Source organism: Dorea sp. D27 (genome assembly GCF_001185345.1).
In the GTDB taxonomy this organism is placed as follows: Bacteria; Bacillota; Clostridia; order Lachnospirales; family Lachnospiraceae; genus Extibacter.
In genome coordinates this window covers 225,016-240,653 of sequence record NZ_KQ236743.1, presented here as the reverse complement: position 1 = coordinate 240,653, position 15,638 = coordinate 225,016, and the positions used below count along the sequence as shown (strand labels likewise).

General features: G+C 39.4%; 20 protein-coding genes. 5 read left to right on the top strand and 15 right to left on the bottom strand.

The genetic code is table 11. The annotated features are described in order from the left end of the window. The first annotated feature begins 152 nt into the window (after positions 1 to 152). Entirely contained in the window at positions 153 to 737 is a 585-nt protein-coding gene (locus tag HMPREF0980_RS01205) for a TetR/AcrR family transcriptional regulator (protein ID WP_049727338.1), read from the top strand. A gap of 87 nt (positions 738 to 824) precedes the next feature. Here HMPREF0980_RS01205 and HMPREF0980_RS01200 read toward each other — a convergent pair whose 3' ends face one another. Then, positions 825 to 1,169: a hypothetical protein gene (locus tag HMPREF0980_RS01200; RefSeq protein ID WP_049728280.1), complete on the bottom strand. Its 345-nt coding sequence runs from the start codon at positions 1,167 to 1,169 to the stop codon at positions 825 to 827. Between the two features lie 52 nt (positions 1,170 to 1,221). Beyond that, positions 1,222 to 1,551 (bottom strand): winged helix-turn-helix transcriptional regulator, encoded by a 330-nt coding sequence (locus HMPREF0980_RS01195; RefSeq protein ID WP_049727337.1) that lies wholly within the window; start codon positions 1,549 to 1,551, stop codon positions 1,222 to 1,224. A gap of 126 nt (positions 1,552 to 1,677) precedes the next feature. Here HMPREF0980_RS01195 and HMPREF0980_RS01190 point away from each other — a divergent pair, with 126 nt between their 5' ends. Together HMPREF0980_RS01190 and HMPREF0980_RS01185 are read left to right on the top strand one after the other, a co-directional pair. Further along, positions 1,678 to 2,196, top strand: a complete 519-nt coding sequence (locus HMPREF0980_RS01190; protein WP_049727336.1) for a nitroreductase family protein — start codon at positions 1,678 to 1,680, stop codon at positions 2,194 to 2,196. After that, positions 2,183 to 2,482: a hypothetical protein gene (locus tag HMPREF0980_RS01185; RefSeq protein WP_330375796.1), complete on the top strand. Its 300-nt coding sequence runs from the start codon at positions 2,183 to 2,185 to the stop codon at positions 2,480 to 2,482. The genes HMPREF0980_RS01190 and HMPREF0980_RS01185 overlap by 14 nt, the downstream gene beginning before the upstream one ends. Before the next feature lie 153 nt (positions 2,483 to 2,635). On the opposite strand, the gene HMPREF0980_RS18440 is transcribed toward HMPREF0980_RS01185, so the two are convergent. From HMPREF0980_RS18440 to HMPREF0980_RS01150, 8 genes are all read right to left on the bottom strand, one after another. Then, on the bottom strand, positions 2,636 to 3,079 hold the full coding sequence (locus tag HMPREF0980_RS18440; protein ID WP_242847317.1) for a hypothetical protein: 444 nt from the start codon (positions 3,077 to 3,079) through the stop codon (positions 2,636 to 2,638). A gap of 466 nt (positions 3,080 to 3,545) precedes the next feature. Further along, on the bottom strand, positions 3,546 to 4,436 hold the full coding sequence (locus HMPREF0980_RS01180; protein ID WP_049727335.1) for an ABC transporter permease: 891 nt from the start codon (positions 4,434 to 4,436) through the stop codon (positions 3,546 to 3,548). Continuing rightward, a complete protein-coding gene (locus HMPREF0980_RS19990) occupies positions 4,400 to 4,777 on the bottom strand; it encodes an ATP-binding cassette domain-containing protein (RefSeq protein WP_147629767.1) in 378 nt (125 codons plus the stop codon). The genes HMPREF0980_RS01180 and HMPREF0980_RS19990 overlap by 37 nt, the downstream gene beginning before the upstream one ends. Then, the gene (locus HMPREF0980_RS01170; RefSeq protein WP_049727333.1) at positions 4,708 to 5,181 is read right to left on the bottom strand and encodes an ATP-binding cassette domain-containing protein; all 474 of its coding nucleotides are present in this window, start codon (positions 5,179 to 5,181) and stop codon (positions 4,708 to 4,710) included. Before HMPREF0980_RS01170 ends, HMPREF0980_RS19990 begins: the two co-directional genes overlap by 70 nt. Before the next feature lie 285 nt (positions 5,182 to 5,466). Next, complete coding sequence (locus HMPREF0980_RS01165; protein ID WP_049728279.1) at positions 5,467 to 6,546, bottom strand: PDDEXK nuclease domain-containing protein; 1,080 nt, start codon at positions 6,544 to 6,546, stop codon at positions 5,467 to 5,469. Between the two features lie 211 nt (positions 6,547 to 6,757). After that, a complete protein-coding gene (locus HMPREF0980_RS01160; RefSeq protein ID WP_049727332.1) occupies positions 6,758 to 9,031 on the bottom strand; it encodes an ATP-binding protein in 2,274 nt (757 codons plus the stop codon). Positions 9,032 to 9,033: 2 nt separating this feature from the next. Then, positions 9,034 to 10,293, bottom strand: a complete 1,260-nt coding sequence (locus tag HMPREF0980_RS01155; protein WP_049727331.1) for a TRM11 family methyltransferase — start codon at positions 10,291 to 10,293, stop codon at positions 9,034 to 9,036. A gap of 229 nt (positions 10,294 to 10,522) precedes the next feature. Beyond that, positions 10,523 to 10,891 carry a putative periplasmic lipoprotein gene (locus HMPREF0980_RS01150; RefSeq protein WP_049727330.1) on the bottom strand — a complete coding sequence of 123 codons (369 nt, stop codon included), beginning with the start codon at positions 10,889 to 10,891 and terminating at the stop codon, positions 10,523 to 10,525. 97 nt (positions 10,892 to 10,988) lie between these two features. Here HMPREF0980_RS01150 and HMPREF0980_RS18435 point away from each other — a divergent pair, with 97 nt between their 5' ends. Continuing rightward, positions 10,989 to 11,249, top strand: coding sequence for a helix-turn-helix domain-containing protein (locus HMPREF0980_RS18435; protein WP_084002609.1), 261 nt, complete (start codon positions 10,989 to 10,991; stop codon positions 11,247 to 11,249). On the opposite strand, the gene HMPREF0980_RS01145 is transcribed toward HMPREF0980_RS18435, so the two are convergent. Beyond that, complete coding sequence (locus HMPREF0980_RS01145; RefSeq protein ID WP_049727329.1) at positions 11,213 to 11,518, bottom strand: hypothetical protein; 306 nt, start codon at positions 11,516 to 11,518, stop codon at positions 11,213 to 11,215. The genes HMPREF0980_RS18435 and HMPREF0980_RS01145 overlap by 37 nt on opposite strands. 114 nt (positions 11,519 to 11,632) lie before the next feature. Between HMPREF0980_RS01145 and HMPREF0980_RS01140 the strand changes: the two genes are divergently transcribed. Then, positions 11,633 to 11,914 (top strand): helix-turn-helix domain-containing protein, encoded by a 282-nt coding sequence (locus HMPREF0980_RS01140; RefSeq protein ID WP_049727328.1) that lies wholly within the window; start codon positions 11,633 to 11,635, stop codon positions 11,912 to 11,914. A gap of 63 nt (positions 11,915 to 11,977) precedes the next feature. Here HMPREF0980_RS01140 and HMPREF0980_RS01135 read toward each other — a convergent pair whose 3' ends face one another. The 4 genes from HMPREF0980_RS01135 to HMPREF0980_RS01115 form a co-directional block, all read right to left on the bottom strand. Beyond that, positions 11,978 to 12,355, bottom strand: a complete 378-nt coding sequence (locus HMPREF0980_RS01135) for a TnpV protein (RefSeq protein ID WP_049727327.1) — start codon at positions 12,353 to 12,355, stop codon at positions 11,978 to 11,980. 8 nt (positions 12,356 to 12,363) lie between these two features. Next, a complete protein-coding gene (locus HMPREF0980_RS01130; RefSeq protein WP_049727326.1) occupies positions 12,364 to 13,713 on the bottom strand; it encodes a plasmid recombination protein in 1,350 nt (449 codons plus the stop codon). Positions 13,714 to 13,932: 219 nt separating this feature from the next. Then, the gene (locus tag HMPREF0980_RS01125; RefSeq protein ID WP_242847316.1) at positions 13,933 to 14,154 is read right to left on the bottom strand and encodes a hypothetical protein; all 222 of its coding nucleotides are present in this window, start codon (positions 14,152 to 14,154) and stop codon (positions 13,933 to 13,935) included. 390 nt (positions 14,155 to 14,544) lie between these two features. Continuing rightward, on the bottom strand, positions 14,545 to 15,558 hold the full coding sequence (locus tag HMPREF0980_RS01115; protein ID WP_049727324.1) for an AAA family ATPase: 1,014 nt from the start codon (positions 15,556 to 15,558) through the stop codon (positions 14,545 to 14,547). Between the last annotated feature and the right edge of the window lie 80 nt (positions 15,559 to 15,638).

Here is a 15,638-nt window from a genome sequence, read left to right as displayed (position 1 = left end):
ATTCTAGAATCTAATTCTATTTATTTGAATCTATCATATTGTGAAACATTAGTCAAGCATAAAGTAATAGTTTGCCGGTTATTTGACTAATTATTTTTGATGTAGTATACTTGGACTGCAAAAAAGGTATTATTTAGCAAATGAGGTCTTATATGGAGCACAAACATTCTGCTGAGCGCCGTCAGCATATTTACGACGTAGCCATCACGTTATTCAAGGAACAAGGATATGACAAGACGAAGATCAGTGATATATGCGAAGCGGCCGGGGTGCCGGTCGGCTCTATCTATCACTACTACAAGAACAAGGCGAGCTTTCTACTGGACTATGCCAAGACTCTCGGCACGAAAGGACATCAGATACTCGATGACAGCGCCCTGGATGAAGATCCGGTAGAAGTCCTGTCTGAATATTATACTTATAAGGCTTCTATCCTGGATGAGGCAGGCCATATCCTCTGCAGGAATATCAACGACCAGTTCAACAGCATCTGGATGAGCAACCATGAATATAACGAGTATTCAGGAGTGCGCTGCCTTACCCCTTTTCTGGAAAAAAGGATTGAAGCCGGGCAGTTTAAGATACACTATTCCGCCGAAGATGCCGCCTGGCTTATGCAGGCACTGTTCCAGGGGTGCGTCTCTTACTGGCTTCAGATGGATGGTACGATTGAATTGAAAGATATCACAAAAGAAAGGTTCCTACCGATTGTGATAGAGAACCTTACGAGAAATTAAAGCGGCGGCCCCGTTAAACGCGCCGCCGTACGCAAAGCCCCCTCACAGCGGCTGCGAGGGGGCTTTGCATCTGTATTCAGATGTAACTTACTTTTTATCATTGTTCCGTCTCAAAAATTCTACAAAGGCGAAGATGATAGATATGACGGTCAGAACTGCTACAATCAGCTCCGACATATTATTGGCATAATCCGTCTTCTCCGGTACCACCGCTCCGAGAATTAAAAAATAGATGCACCAGATGAGTCCTAACGCAAGTAAAAGCATTGTGAAAAATTTAATCACAGGTGCCGCCTTATCCATCATTTTTTTAATTTTGATTCTGCGTTCTTCCGGATAACTCTTTTTTGTAAACAACTTAATGCTGCCAATCAAAGAGCCGCCGATAATACCTGCAGACAAGCCTGCACAGATAAAATATGCTATTCTCATTCTTTCCGTATCCTCTTCACGATTTAAGTTTCCACACTCTATGTAGATTGTTTCATTCATAAGTATCTTTCAGATACTGTTCTCCCCAGTTGCACATCTCTTCCAGAATAGGAGCCAGACTCTTTCCGAAATCTGTAAGCGAATATTCGGTTCGGGGGGGCACCACAGGATATACTTTCCGATGTATCAGCCCATCCTTCTCCAGCTCCCTGAGCTGCTGGGCCAGCATCTTGTCCGTAGCTTTCGGCATCCGTCTGTGCAGTTCGCTGTACCGCAGCGTACTGTTCATAAGATGCCAGAGTATTACCGCCTTGTACTTCCCGCCAATGAGCCGGATTGTCGCCTCGACCGGACAGGTAAAGCTATTGCATGCTATAGCCATAGGCTGCCTCACTTTCTTTTTAGGTAGTATCTACCTAAATTGTGCGTTCTTGTTCTTTTATATATATTAGATATAATTATAGTATAGGTTAACCTGAATCACAATAGGAAAATGGAGAGGAAAGATATGAACTTTTTAGACATTGCAAAATCACGTTATTCTGTAAGAAACTATACGAACCAGCCGGTGGAGGATGAAAAGCTTCAAAAAATCCTTACTGCTGCACATGTCGCGCCAACTGCAGCCAATCTGCAGCCGGTGCACATCATAGCCGTCCAGGAAGCAGACGGGCTGTCACGGATATCAAAGGCCGCCAACATCTACCACGCACCTCTGGCACTCATCGTCTGCACAGACAAGACAAAGGCATGGGAACGGCCCTTTGACGGGATGAGAACGACAGACATCGATGCTTCCATACTGACCGACCATATGATGATGGAGGCAGCGGACCTGGGCCTCGGTTCCGTCTGGATCTGCTATTTCAAGCCAGATGTGCTCAAGAAAGAATTCCAGCTCCCGGAGCATCTGGAACCGGTCAATATCCTGGCTGTCGGATATGCTGATGGAGTACCGGCAAGCCCAGACCGCCATTCATCCACCCGGATTCCTTTAGAGGAACTGGTATCTTATGAAAGGCTATAAATCAGAGTTCCCCTTAACTGGGATAGTAATGCTCTTTACTATCGACGAGCTGACAGGGCTTATCAATACCCTCTGTCTCATGCGTCTTTCTAAAAGCGTGCTGGACCTGGAAGTAAAGTCGGTGAAAAAGAAGTTCAAAGATAAATTCATTGCCGCGGGCGTCAACCGGGATGTTGTCCGCAGTGGATGCGACATGCTTTGGATGGAGTTGGACGATGTCATCAGGGAGAAGATTGAGGGCAGAAAAGAAAAGGCAGAGGAAATCGGGTTAAAAGGCAACTTGTAGCAAATTGGAAAAAAGGCCTTGAACACGCTGTAATGCTTATTAGCGTGCCAAGGCTCTTTAATGGTATTATCAACAGTTGCCACAATTTTAATGATCTTACTAACCCTCTTTACTGTGTGACGGGAGGGCTTCTATGTCCACCCGATTTATGCTTCAGATGAAAAACACATCTATACTACATGATGATATAAAGGTGATATTGTTTTCAGCTTCATTAGCAAGAACGATCATGCCGTATTCATTTCTAATAACCGTTCCTACTGATGGAGGTTGAGTACTGGTGGTTATAGTAGCGTTAGGCGTTCCAACAGGAAGAAGAGAACGAATAGTTGATTCGCAATCAGCGCAACAGTCTGCCGGAGCGGGAACCGGCTCTGGCAGATAAACAATGGCATTATTATACGTTGCATTATTAATCTGAATCGAATCAATGCTGCAGGTAGATAAATATTGATCAAAATTTTGAGGATTTATCACTACAAATACTCCGGTACGCCCATTTGGCCCTGTAATCAAAGAGCCAGGACGGCCAACAACTGCATCACCACTATTCAAAGTGACAAATAAATCATTATTCCTACAAATAGTCAGATACATTTGTACCTATATCATCTTATGCTACAAAATGCAAAAGCAAATGACAGGCAATCTGCAAGACCACCTGTCACATATAATAACCTATACCAGTTCAAGACCACTTGAACTCGGCCTGTCTATTGGTATTATTAAATATATTTGTTTAGTTTCATTGGATTTCAAGACCGTTTTTTGATTCAAAATCAGCGTACCCTTTTTCTAGTTTTCAAAAATTTTTCAATGTATGCCTGGTTGTTAACCAGTACAAAACATAAATATCCAACATTTTTATGCAGTGTAGAAAGTAATACTTTACCGCCACTTCAATAAAACCTCCCTAAAATGTCTTGATTTATGAGACTATTATAGTTTTTACCAGGAACGCAACCCGTGACCAGGCGTCTGACGTTTTGGAAATTACCTTCCATTCTATAAGCTAAATTATATATCCTTTTAACTCGATGAGCTCTTATTCATTGGAAATAATTCACGGTTTCATTATATGCTCCCAGTCTTCACTGCAGCCCACCCATAAGAACAGAAAAAGACCCGCCAATGCCATCAATATGATGGAACATTGCTGAGAAATAGTAAGAACTGCTTCATTATGGGTTATGTAGATTCCAAAATCTTTTAAAAGCATATTTAAGTATTGTTCATTAGCCCCTTTTTCCATAAGCGGCAGCAATGTATCCACATACGTCTGTCTCAGAATGCTTGTAATCTGGGTGGGCGGATACCAGAATAAAATTGGGGTAAGCCATTCAGGGTAAAAATAATGGGGAAGATAAGATCCCGAAAGGAATCCGATTACTGTCCCATAAAGATTGGCAAATGTGGAAAAAGTAGTGGTGCTTTTCAAATTTTTTGCCAGACATAACAATATCCCGGCATTTATGCATGAAGAGTAAAAAGTAATCAAAAGAATTCTCAGAATCAATTCAGGCGAAAGCGTACTCTCATAGAAAATGTTAAAGAATATCTCTCCGCCAAGAACAGTCGCACAGGTAAATGCAGCGGATATTATTCCAGCAGATATCCAGTATCCCATCATTAGTGAAAATATAGTAATAGGTGCAGCAAGGAAATCCCTGCGTATGCCTGAAGCCGCATCATTTACAAAAATCTGAATAATTCCAAAGCATGTCGTTGTATTGATAACCACAAGCAATCCTGCAAACATGAACCGATCAGTAAATTCACGAACATATTCCTGGGGAACTGCAGTCTGCCCTATGATGTCTATAAGAAAATCTCTTAAGAAAAATGCATACAGTGCAATTACAATAGGTATCGATGCAAAGGATAACAATATATTTAACTTATTATTATAAAATAAATCTATATTTCTTTGCACAACATATCGGATATTACGCATGGACTGTCCCCTTCCAGCAGATTAAAGTATATTTCATCCAGTGTCGGCGCCTTTCGGTTGCCTTTCCATTGCTGCTGTATTTGCTTTAAATTTCCGCATACTAGTATCTGCCCTTCTTTCAATATGCAGATTGTGTCTGCATAGGAGGCTTCATCCAGATAATGTGTTGTATAAAATATAGTCATATTTTGATCCTTCTTTAATTCCTGCAGCACCGTCCAGACATGTGATCTGGTGACAGGATCCAGCCCTGCGGTTGGTTCATCAAGGATTAAAAGCCTGGGTTTAGGTATGATGGCTCTTGCAATTTGTGCCAGCCGCTTTTGCCCCCCCCCGAACATTCTTTGTACTTTTTATACCGGATATCCCCGAGCCCCAGTTTACGGACAATTGTATCTACTTGTTTCCTCAATTCCAAATCAGTCTTCCAGTAAAATGCTCCCCGGTATACGAGATTTTTTTCAATTGTCAAATCCTCATCCAGCACATCCTCCTGGAATACAATTCCGACCTTTCTTTTAATCTCAGATTTATGCGTATCCATATTTAGCCCATCGATAAAAATGCTGCCTTTGGATTTAGGCAGCAAAGTTCCCACCATATTCATGGTGGTGCTTTTCCCAGCTCCATTTGGACCGAGAAAAGCAAACACCTGTCCCTGGTCTACAGTAAATCCTATAGATTTCACAATTTCTTTCTGATTATATATTTTACTTAGATCTTCTACGTTTATACAATTGTTCATTGTTTCACCCCATAATATCAATATATGTATGAAGAAGTCCGTCCATACCTTTTGTGAAAACAATTCTAAACCGTATCATCCGCAGATCCGTTTCGTCATGAACCTGTATACTATTCGAACTCGCAAAATCAAAGTTGATTCTATACAATTTTGTATGGGTGTTTTGGTTCTATTTGACTTTATCTTATTTAAACTGTCCTATTCCTATGGTCTATTCAAACTAGTGTTATCAATTTGTTATCAGCTTAATGTTATCACGCTTAAAATTAGTCTACAGCTTGTTGACTAATTTTCGTCCCCCATCTTTGCCACCTCTGACTCTAATTCCTCTATTGACGGTAAACTCTTTTGGTATTCTTTCTTCAACACCATTTCAAGTTCATATTCTGCAATGCCAATAGGCTGTGCTATCTCTTCAAGTGAATATTCCGCAACCACATTATCTTTGTCTTTACATATCAACAAACCAATAGCTGGGTTATCCTCTTCTCCAGTTAGCTGCTTATTAACAGCAGTAACATAAAAATTTAATTTTCCAGCAAATTCCGGCTCAAACTTCTTCGTTTTCAATTCCACAACCACGTAACAATGCAATTTGATATGGTAAAACAGTAAATCCAAATAAAAATCTTGTTCCCCCACCTGCAAATGTATCTGACGTCCAACATATGAAAATCCTGTCCCAAGTTCCAATAGAAATTGTGTGATCTGACTTACTAATGCATCTTCTAAATCTTTTTCGTCATAATTCTCTCGCATGGACAAAAAATCAAAGCTATATGGGTTTTTGAGTGATTGTATGGCCAAATCGGAGGAAGGCGAAGGAAGTTTCTCTTTAAAATTTGTAATTGCCTTTCCTTTTCGCTCATATAATTTTCCTTCTATCTGATGAACCAACACATCACGACTCCAATTATTCTCTAGCGTATGCTGCGCATAAAAAATGGCTTCTCTAACATTTCCGCATTTGAATATAAGACGCTGATTATGGCCCCATGGAATACTTGTTATTAATTTTATGATCTCCTCGGAAGTCATTTCGTCTACAACCTGTTGACCATTTATAACATCAGCGTAAAACCGATACCATAAACGCATTGTTTTTAGGTTTGTTTCTGAAAATCCGGTCATATCTGGAAATGCTTTTTTCAAATCGGCGCTCATCTGCTTGAGTAAGCCATCACCCCATCTAGCATTTTTCTGTCGTTCTACAATATCTGCCCCTATATGCCAATATAATCCCAGTAATTCCCGATTCACTTTTACAGATGCTTTAATCTGACTGCTTCGGATTTTTTCTTTAATTGCGGTAAGCCATTCCTTATATTCGTTGGTCACTACAAAGCCTATCTCTTTTCTTTTCATAATCACCTCCGCAGTATTTTTCTTTTTGCTTCCTCGCATAGTTATCTCTTTATTATAGTTCCGTTTTTCTACATCCACTAATCGTTGTGTTTGCTACATTGAAACTTATCATACTAAGTAGGCGCACACATCCTCTACTGTCTACAAGGCTACCCTTTAATAATTTGCATAGATTCAATGTCACTCAAACTTGATATGTTCACTGGTATTACTACTCTTCAATCAACAATACTTCATAAATATAGTTTAATAACGGCGAAAAAATCTGCATTGACTTATATACGGTTATATCAGACGCAACCGCTAAAGGATTATGTACAAACATATCTAAATCTATTGCATCCAAATGATTATTTATATTTGTTTTAACATCCTTTGATAACTTTATATTATACCGACTGGAAATCTTTACAAATTGTTCTATAAATTTTTTGTCTTTCCCTTCAATATAAGTTTTATAATCAGGAGCGTCTTTATTACAACTTTGCAAATTCATAGTTCTACTAACCAAACTCGGAAAGCTAAAATGATTTTCTTCATCTTTTAGTAATTGAAAGAAAGTCTTACATGAGGATTCAATTAATATACGAATAGCCGCCATACATAAAGTAGGTGACTCTAAATAGTGTTTTGATATACCCTCAATCAGTTCTGGTATCTTAAACGACTTACTCTGTAGTAAATCTAAATTTGTAAAAAGGGCATCAATACGTGGTGATTTTGCACCCCCACCTGGCTGCTTCTCTATCTCCCTCACCTTAATGTTCATTGTTCGCTGAAAATCACCATATCTATATAATACTACATGACTTCCTATCATATTGTCTTTAGTAAAATAGTCATTTGTAATTATAGTAGACTGTGCTTGTGGTGTAATCTCAATATCTTCAACTGATAGGTCTTTGCATTTGTCCCGTGTAATATAATCTCGCAAATTAACAGTATTTCCTTTATATACTACAATAGAATCTTTTGTAAGAGCAAATTCTGGTACTTTTTCTTTATAATTTAATTTTATCTTAACAACTTTTCCGTCATATGATAGGTCAACCTCATAAGTACCAGGTTTCTTGCAACTAATATTCCAATCTTCATCCATAGATAATACTGTTTTATCATACGATACTTGTATGTCATTTAGTCCAATGTGGTTACACATTATATGGCTTGCTAAAGCTATTTTTTCTCCCATGCGCACTGTTACATTACTATCTCTAAGAGCCAGTGATTTAATAGGTGGTTTTTTTACTGCCATATCTATTCGAGTGAACGCAACCATAATTACTTCCCGCATTATTTTCATGAGTTTTCTCTGAGAAAGTGAATCAACAAAATCATTGCGTTCCTTAGATATCTTTAAACTTTCTTGATTTTCATTATAGCCATCAATATCCAAATATCCATATGTGTTTTTCAATTTATAATTTGTAGCTTTTACATTCTGACTTATTTCCGATAAATTTAACCAATCATTATCTTTATCCAGATATCTATATAAACTATAATCATTAATGTAAATTCGCACCCCCACTGGCCATTGCTCTAATTTTTCATCTTTCTTATTTCTCCATGTATAAAACACTCCCGAAAATGCTGGTACAGAAACATCCCTAAATACTTCGTCAAATACTTCCGATTCACCTATCTTTCTTATAGGCACTATCCCTTTGTCCGGCATATTTATGTCTAAAGCAAACTTATTTACACTATTTCTATCTTCTAAATCAATTACTTTATTATCAAAATTATAAAATCCCGATATATTGTCTTCATATGACAACACTATTTTATTAGCATTATATGTAAATGTTGCTTTTGCAATAAAACCCAAATCATCTCTTCTATTTTTGTCATAGAATTCTTCTAAAGTTTCAATCGGGTAGTAGCATTCTTCTAATCCGTCAATCATCAACCGTATTTTTGGTAATTGGGGCGCGTTCGTAAAAAATCTAAGTGATGTCATAAACAATTTAACTTTTTCTTCTGGTAATAAAATCATCTTTAATTTTTCATCATCTATATTTTTTAACAGGATTGTTGTCCCTACTATTTTTTCCTCAATTTCTTCATAAGTATACTTCTGTTCACCTTTTGCCCACTTTACATAATATGTTTTTTGGTCAACTGTAGAAAAAGTTCTTATTTCCAGCGAATCAGATATAAAAAATGCTGTCAACAAACCTAATCCCTTACTTCCCGTTAAAGGATTATTAATAGGTGATGTGGTTTTATTTCCAACCATTTTTGACGAATATCCAGCTCTCCCTAAATTCTGTAATTCATATTCACTAATTCCTTCACCAGTATCAATTATTTCAATAATCTTATTTGCCGAATCTATCTTTACTGTTATTGGATCTTCCTTATTCAGACAAGAATCTGCTGCATTTTTTATCAATTCTGTCAAAGCAATAACCGGACTTTGCACCGCTGCTAAAATATCTTCATACTTCCCCTCTAAAATACCTGCTTCTATCTCTCTCATCTTTAGCATCCCTTTTTTAATAATAGTGTAGTTTCTTTCGACATAGAACTTACTGATTGCCCATCTGAAAGTCTTGAAACTCTTCGTGGCATTCTTTTATTAATTATATTCCTTGTAATCACATATTCAACCTTCATGTTATACTGTTCTGCAAGGTCTATATTTATTCCAGAAAACGGAAACTCAATCCCATCAACTTTTCTATTTCCTAATGTTAAAACCATGCTCCCCCCGCCTTTCAACAGTCTCGCCATAGTCCGAAAGGAATTTTCATAATCGGAGTAAAATTGTATTATTTTTTTACGCTTGTGCGGTGAAATCTTTTCTATGTATTGAGTTACTAATGGCGAACAGTAAAATGCATTATTTCTCGATAGTGTTCCCCCTAAACTGAGAGAATCTAAGCGAGAGAAATTATCAATACATGAAATATCATATCTAAAATCAGAATTATCAATCCATAATAATTGCAGTGTTGAAAACTGCCCATATGTTACCGTTGTTCCATTATCCCCATATGGTGGAGAAGTACATATTATATCAAAAGATTCGCTATCCATTTTTTTCATAATCATATTAGAATCCCCACATTCTAATTGAAAATCCCCCAATGCAGGATATCCTATTAACTTATAAGTTTCACAAATTTTGTTCTGAAAATCCGCAAAAATATGATTTTCCATCGCATTTATCTTTTCGGCTTCTTTAGCATGCAATTTAAATGTGGATGTGCGTGTATTGCTATACTTTTTTACTATTTCGCCAAAACATAACCAATAGTAATGTTTAACACTTTTATCGGTTTCTTTTTTTATAGCGGTTCTTATTATGCTTAAATCCTCTATCACATCTCGCCTAAACCATTTATTTATATTTTCAAATGAGTGCTTCTCCCAATTTCCTCTAGCTTTAAGCTGAACGATACGACTTAAAACTCTTTCATTTATTTTTTCAACTTCTATAGGATTATACTTTTCTAATTTGGCTAATGAAATAATATGAGCATACGGATTTATATCTATTCCAAACACATCCAGCCCTACTTCTTGTCCTTCCACAAGTGTCACCCCTGTACCATGAAAGGGATCGAGTAGCCTGCGATAATCGGGGTTTTCATTTACTAACAACTGTAATAACTCATGTTGCATTGGTGCAACCATTGGCGCTGGATAATTTGCAATTTTATGAATCCCCTCATTTTTCGCATTTTTAAAATCCCAATATTCTTTACTATAAGAATCCAATATGTCCGATATGCCCATTTCAATACCTCTCACTATTTCTTGCCTTTAGTATTTTTCAAATTCTTATTAGAATAATTAAAACAATAAATGTTACCACATGGCTAATTTATATTCGTACTGAATACACATGCTCAAATTATACCACTTTTCTCTAAAAAGTGATAGATATGATTTTCTTTTATATAACATTTTCAGGCATTATTAATCAACAATATTCTCTTCTTATTGCACTATATTTTATACCTTCTTATTCTCCCCTCAAATCAAACCGCTCCCCATCCGTCCTCCCCACACCAATTATATCCCCCTGCATACTACAAGTAAACGTATACGACACCCCGTCCACTATAACCTCAATCGTCATACCATCCTGCTCCAGCATACAAAACATATCAAACTCCAGCTCCTCCCTCTCCCGGTTCAAGAACTTACTAACCGCCGTTTCTGTCTGTTCCTCCAACGCCAGCCTCTCGTCCGTCACATCCTCCCCATCACGATATGCCGAAACCGTCTCCCCTCCTGCTGTCACAACAATAGAAGAACTTCCTTCCTGCTCCTTCTCCGCACAACCACTCAACAACACTATAAATAGCACCACAATCAAAATTCTTTTCATACGCTCTCCTTTTGTCTCACTTTTACAACCAGTCAAGGCGCAGTTCTACGATAGACTTAAAGTGCAAATTATGATACAAGAAACGGGGGATTCACTTATGCCAAAACCACGCACTAAAACCGGAGAGAAAAATCTAATAGGACTGCACCTAAAGGAATTAAGGAAAGAACATCATCTTTCCCAGCGTGACCTTGCCCGCCAACTACAATTAGCCGGATTTGATATGGATAAAAATGTCATTACCCGCATAGAAACAAACAAAAGATATGTAACTGATTTAGAACTGAAAGCCTTAACTGAAATATTCCATGTTTCCTATGATTACTTAATAGACGGCTGCGAGAAGAAGCAGCCATAATCGTACATTTTCATGCAGAGATGTTTCAAAATTGTATTAAAGTTATTCATAATAACTTCAATGTCTTTATCTTCTTCGCCAACTCCCAGTCTTTCGCATATCCGCTGATAAGCATCCAGAATCTTAGCATATGCAATCTGGCACACTTTTCCCTCTGAAAATTCATTCTCAACGTATCTGTTCTCCTCTATTGCATTGTTCTCCAAGTCCAGAGATCCGTTCATCAAATCATAGAGCAACTGTTTGAATTCCTTATCCATTTTCTTCATTTCATATTTCCCTCCTCTTGTCTCACTTTTACAACCGATTATAAGACTTTTCAATAGTAAAATCAAGAAAAAGTGCAAAAACTGATACAAATCATTGTAGCATAAGGGGGAAAAATGAAGAAACTTCGCACACATGATCAGGAGAAAAATATCATTGCTTCTCGGCTGATAAAATTAAGGAATCTCTGTGGTTTTTCCCAACGTGATTTAGCCGATAAATTACAGTTGGAAGGTTTTAATGTAGACAAAAACCTCATTACCAGAATTGAGACCAATAGTCGATATGTCAGTGATTTTGAAATCAAGGCTTTTTCCGAGTTTTTCGGCGTATCCTATTCTTATCTGCTTGATGGCATACCAACAAAAGAAGATATTAAGAAATATCCCGATTTATAGACAAAAGGCTCACTGCATAGAATCAGCGAGCCTTTTGTCTTCCCTAAGTTTTCTTTCCATTATTTATACATATATCAGTTCCTTTAGCACTATTTCCTCAGCAGCGCTTCTAATGTTATTCATCATCCCTACCCACAATAACTGATCTTCCGCTTTTAACCGCTCCGTCACGCCTTGCCGCTCTGTCATCTTCACTACCAACAGTTCCATTCTCTCAGTTGCCGCCCGGTCTATTTGATTCAAATGTTCCACCATCTTGCCCTGCAGGAACATCGACATGTACAGCCCCTTTCTATGTTCTTTAAGGAATGTCCGGCGTAACATACCATATTTCCCATAAGTAGGTTTTTCTTCCTCTGGTAACGCCAAATCTGGCAAATAATAGTCCCCATACAGCGTATAACTCAATCCATTGTTTACATCGTAATTTTGCTTTTTCATCACATTTCCTACCTTTCCATATCTCTGTTTTTTGACTTCTTATTATGTTTCCTGTTTTCACGTATTTCCACATTTTCCTTTGCCTGTTCCAGACGTTTCCTGACGCTTGTTTCCTTTTTGGGCTGTTCCTGCTGTTTTGCCCAGCTAATGGCATCCTCCACCTGCCGAGAACCAAATACCGCTTTTACACGCCCCAAATCTGCCGCTGCCATCTGCAAATCGCTGTTTTCTCCCAAGACTTCTTCCAGCCTATTTGTAAGCCGCTCGTTTCCGCTCCGCTCTCTGTAATAAGCTGGTTGTAACTTTTCAAATTTACTGGAAATATCCAAATATGCAGAATATACAGACCGTAGGATTTGAACCAGTTTTGCCACGATTGGTTTGGCTTTCTTCTCCCGATATGACTTCGCTGATTCCATGATTGCAACTTCTGGAAGTGCCTGCTCCGGGTCAGTGGAAAACTCAGCCGCCAACCGCTCCATGTTCTTTACCATCGGAGCCAGCTCATTCATACGTTTTTGATACTTATCCACTTGCTTCTGTGCCTTCTCCGCTTCTTGGCGGGATTGCTCTAAATCACTCTGCAGTGAATGAATTTCTTCATCAATCCCTGTCAACTGTTCCTGAATAGTTTCATTGATTTCCTCAAAAGCAGCATTTTCTTCCTGCAATTCTGATTTCTTTACCTCCAACTCCGCTACTTCCTTTGCCCGCTCCTTTTTCTCAAAATCAAGAACAGACAAATGCTTCTCATGCGTTCCCTTCTGCTCCCATTCAATACCATGCTGCAGCATAACGGCAGCAAGCTGTTTCTTTTCAGCGGCTACCCATTGATTCCACTCCGTTTCACTCCTTGTACCGCCCCAAAACCCAAGGGTTGCCAACGCCTGTTTCAGTGATACCCTTGTTTCCAGTCCCCGCTTGCTCCCTGTCGTAAACGGCACAAAATCAATATGCAGATGGGGTGTGGCTTCGTCCATGTGGAGATGTGCCGAAAATACTCTAAGTGTTGGATTCCGTTCCCTGAAACCGCTCATATATTCGTCCAGTATCTTTGCAGCAAGCCGTCCGTCTTCTGTCTTTGCACCCATATCAGCCTTATTGCCTATCTGCAAAATAATTTCATGGAATGTCTTTTCCTGCTTACTGGATAAAATTTTTTCATAGTAATCATCAATCAGGCGATCACTTCGTTTCTGCTTGTTATTGTACCGGGCAAGGGCTTCGTCAAACAGTTCATGGTATATCTCCCGTATGTTCTCATTGTAGTATTCTATATTTAAATCACTTCGCTCCGGGTCTGTATTCTTTGCATGAAATTTTCTACTGTTGTGATTGGCAGAACCTTTTCCTACCATAACACTAATCGTCCTTTTCAATAGGCTTTTCCCTCCTTCCATTTATCAAATCAGCGCCGGATACGGCACAAGGCTTTGTTACTTTCCCGAAAGTAATATAAAAGCACTTTTGACAGCCGTTCCGTCCATCAAAAGCTGCCTTTGCGCCCTGCCGGGGTGCAAGACGTCCGGGGGACGTCTGTTCTGCACCGACCGAAGCGGAACGGAGGCCTTTCCGTCCTACGGACGGTGCGGCTGTCCCATCCGCTTTATTTCCACCACCGTTACTTTACGGATAGCCGAAAGCAGATTTGCCGTCATACTGTCCTCCCATCCCACCAGCCATACGAGCGTCCGCATCTCTGCAGCAGTCAGTTCTACATCGCCAAAGACTTCGTTAAGTGCGGCAATCCTCCGGGCTTCACTCTCATAAAAATATGGTTTACATTGCGTGTTCCCCATTTCGGTTGAATAATCATCGAGTTCAACCTTTCTCCTTGTCTGTTATCTACAGGAACGTGACACGTTCCTGTCTGTCATAATCAGGAAAAACTACCAACGAAAGCTATCTCTCACACCACGCCTAACCAGATATTCCTGTCTGGCTTTTTCACGTTCTTCTCCTGTATGCGCTGTTTTTGACCTTGCATACAGATCATGAAGCACCAACGGATCCAATTTTTTCTCTAACCCTTGCTGAATTGTGTCTATACAGTCGTCATTCCCCATCAGATGATACTGTACCAACGCCACGAACAACTCATAAGTTATCTGTACATTTTTCAAATTTGGCTCCTTTCAAGATGGCAAGATTACCTATTCCTAAGAAAATGGTAATCTTGCCATCTTCATTTACTCCTCTGGCAATTTCCATGACCAATGACCTCCCGGCTTTATAGACTGCACCCTCAGAGCTTTCTTTGCATTCCAGAGGGTTTTCCCCTTAATTCCTCTTTTTTCCGCCTCCTGGACAACCATATTCTGCTCTACTGCACCTTCCGCAAGTGTCTCTAACAAGAACTCCTTTGCCTCTTTTATCTTCTGCCCCCGGCTGCCTCCATTTAACAAATCATCTGCACCGATATCATATTCTCCTATCCAATCAAATCCCTTATCCTTATCTAATCGGAAAGCAATAGACTTTCCCTCCGGTGCCAGAGAACTTTTCACATGACATACGACTCTGACCTCCGGCTCATTTTTTATACGTCCAACCACGAGGACGCTTCTGGCCGCAGCCTGAAACTCAATCGAACCAAGTCCCCGGTAAGAGGATTTTCCGGTGCTGTTTTTATTCATATGCCCAATCAGGATAATGGCACAATGGTACTTTTCTGCCAGTACGGACACACGTTTCATCAATGGGCGTATCTCATTCGCCCGGTGCATATCCACTTCCGACCCAAGAAATCCCTGTATGGGGTCTAATACAATTAGACGTGCTTTTGTCTGTACAATCGCTTCTTCCAGCCGATTATCCATCATAGTTAGTGGCTGTTCTCCGTCATCAATGACCAGCACTCTTGAACAGTCTGCCCCTGCTTCAATCAAGCGTGGCTTTATCGTATCGCCTAACCCGTCCTCTGCGGTCTGGTAAATCACATTTACCGCCTCTGTCTCATGTTCCGGCAATTCACCTTCGTTCCCCGGATTATCCGGCAATACTTTTTCCCCTTTGGTCAGTTTCGCAATAGCCTGAAGTACCATTGTAGTCTTGCCTTCGCCGGGATCACCCTGTATAATCGTAACCTTTCCATAGGGGATGAATGGATAGAGCAGCCATTCTACCTGCTCTACCTCCACCGTTTCCATGTTAATCAGTTTTAAACTCACTTCTGCTCTCTTATTAGCCAAAATTCCCTCCATTTCCAGTTGAAAGCGTCAGGAGGCTTTGGTAGAATACCTGTAGAGATTGATTTGGATATTCCACCAAGTCTCTGCCTTTA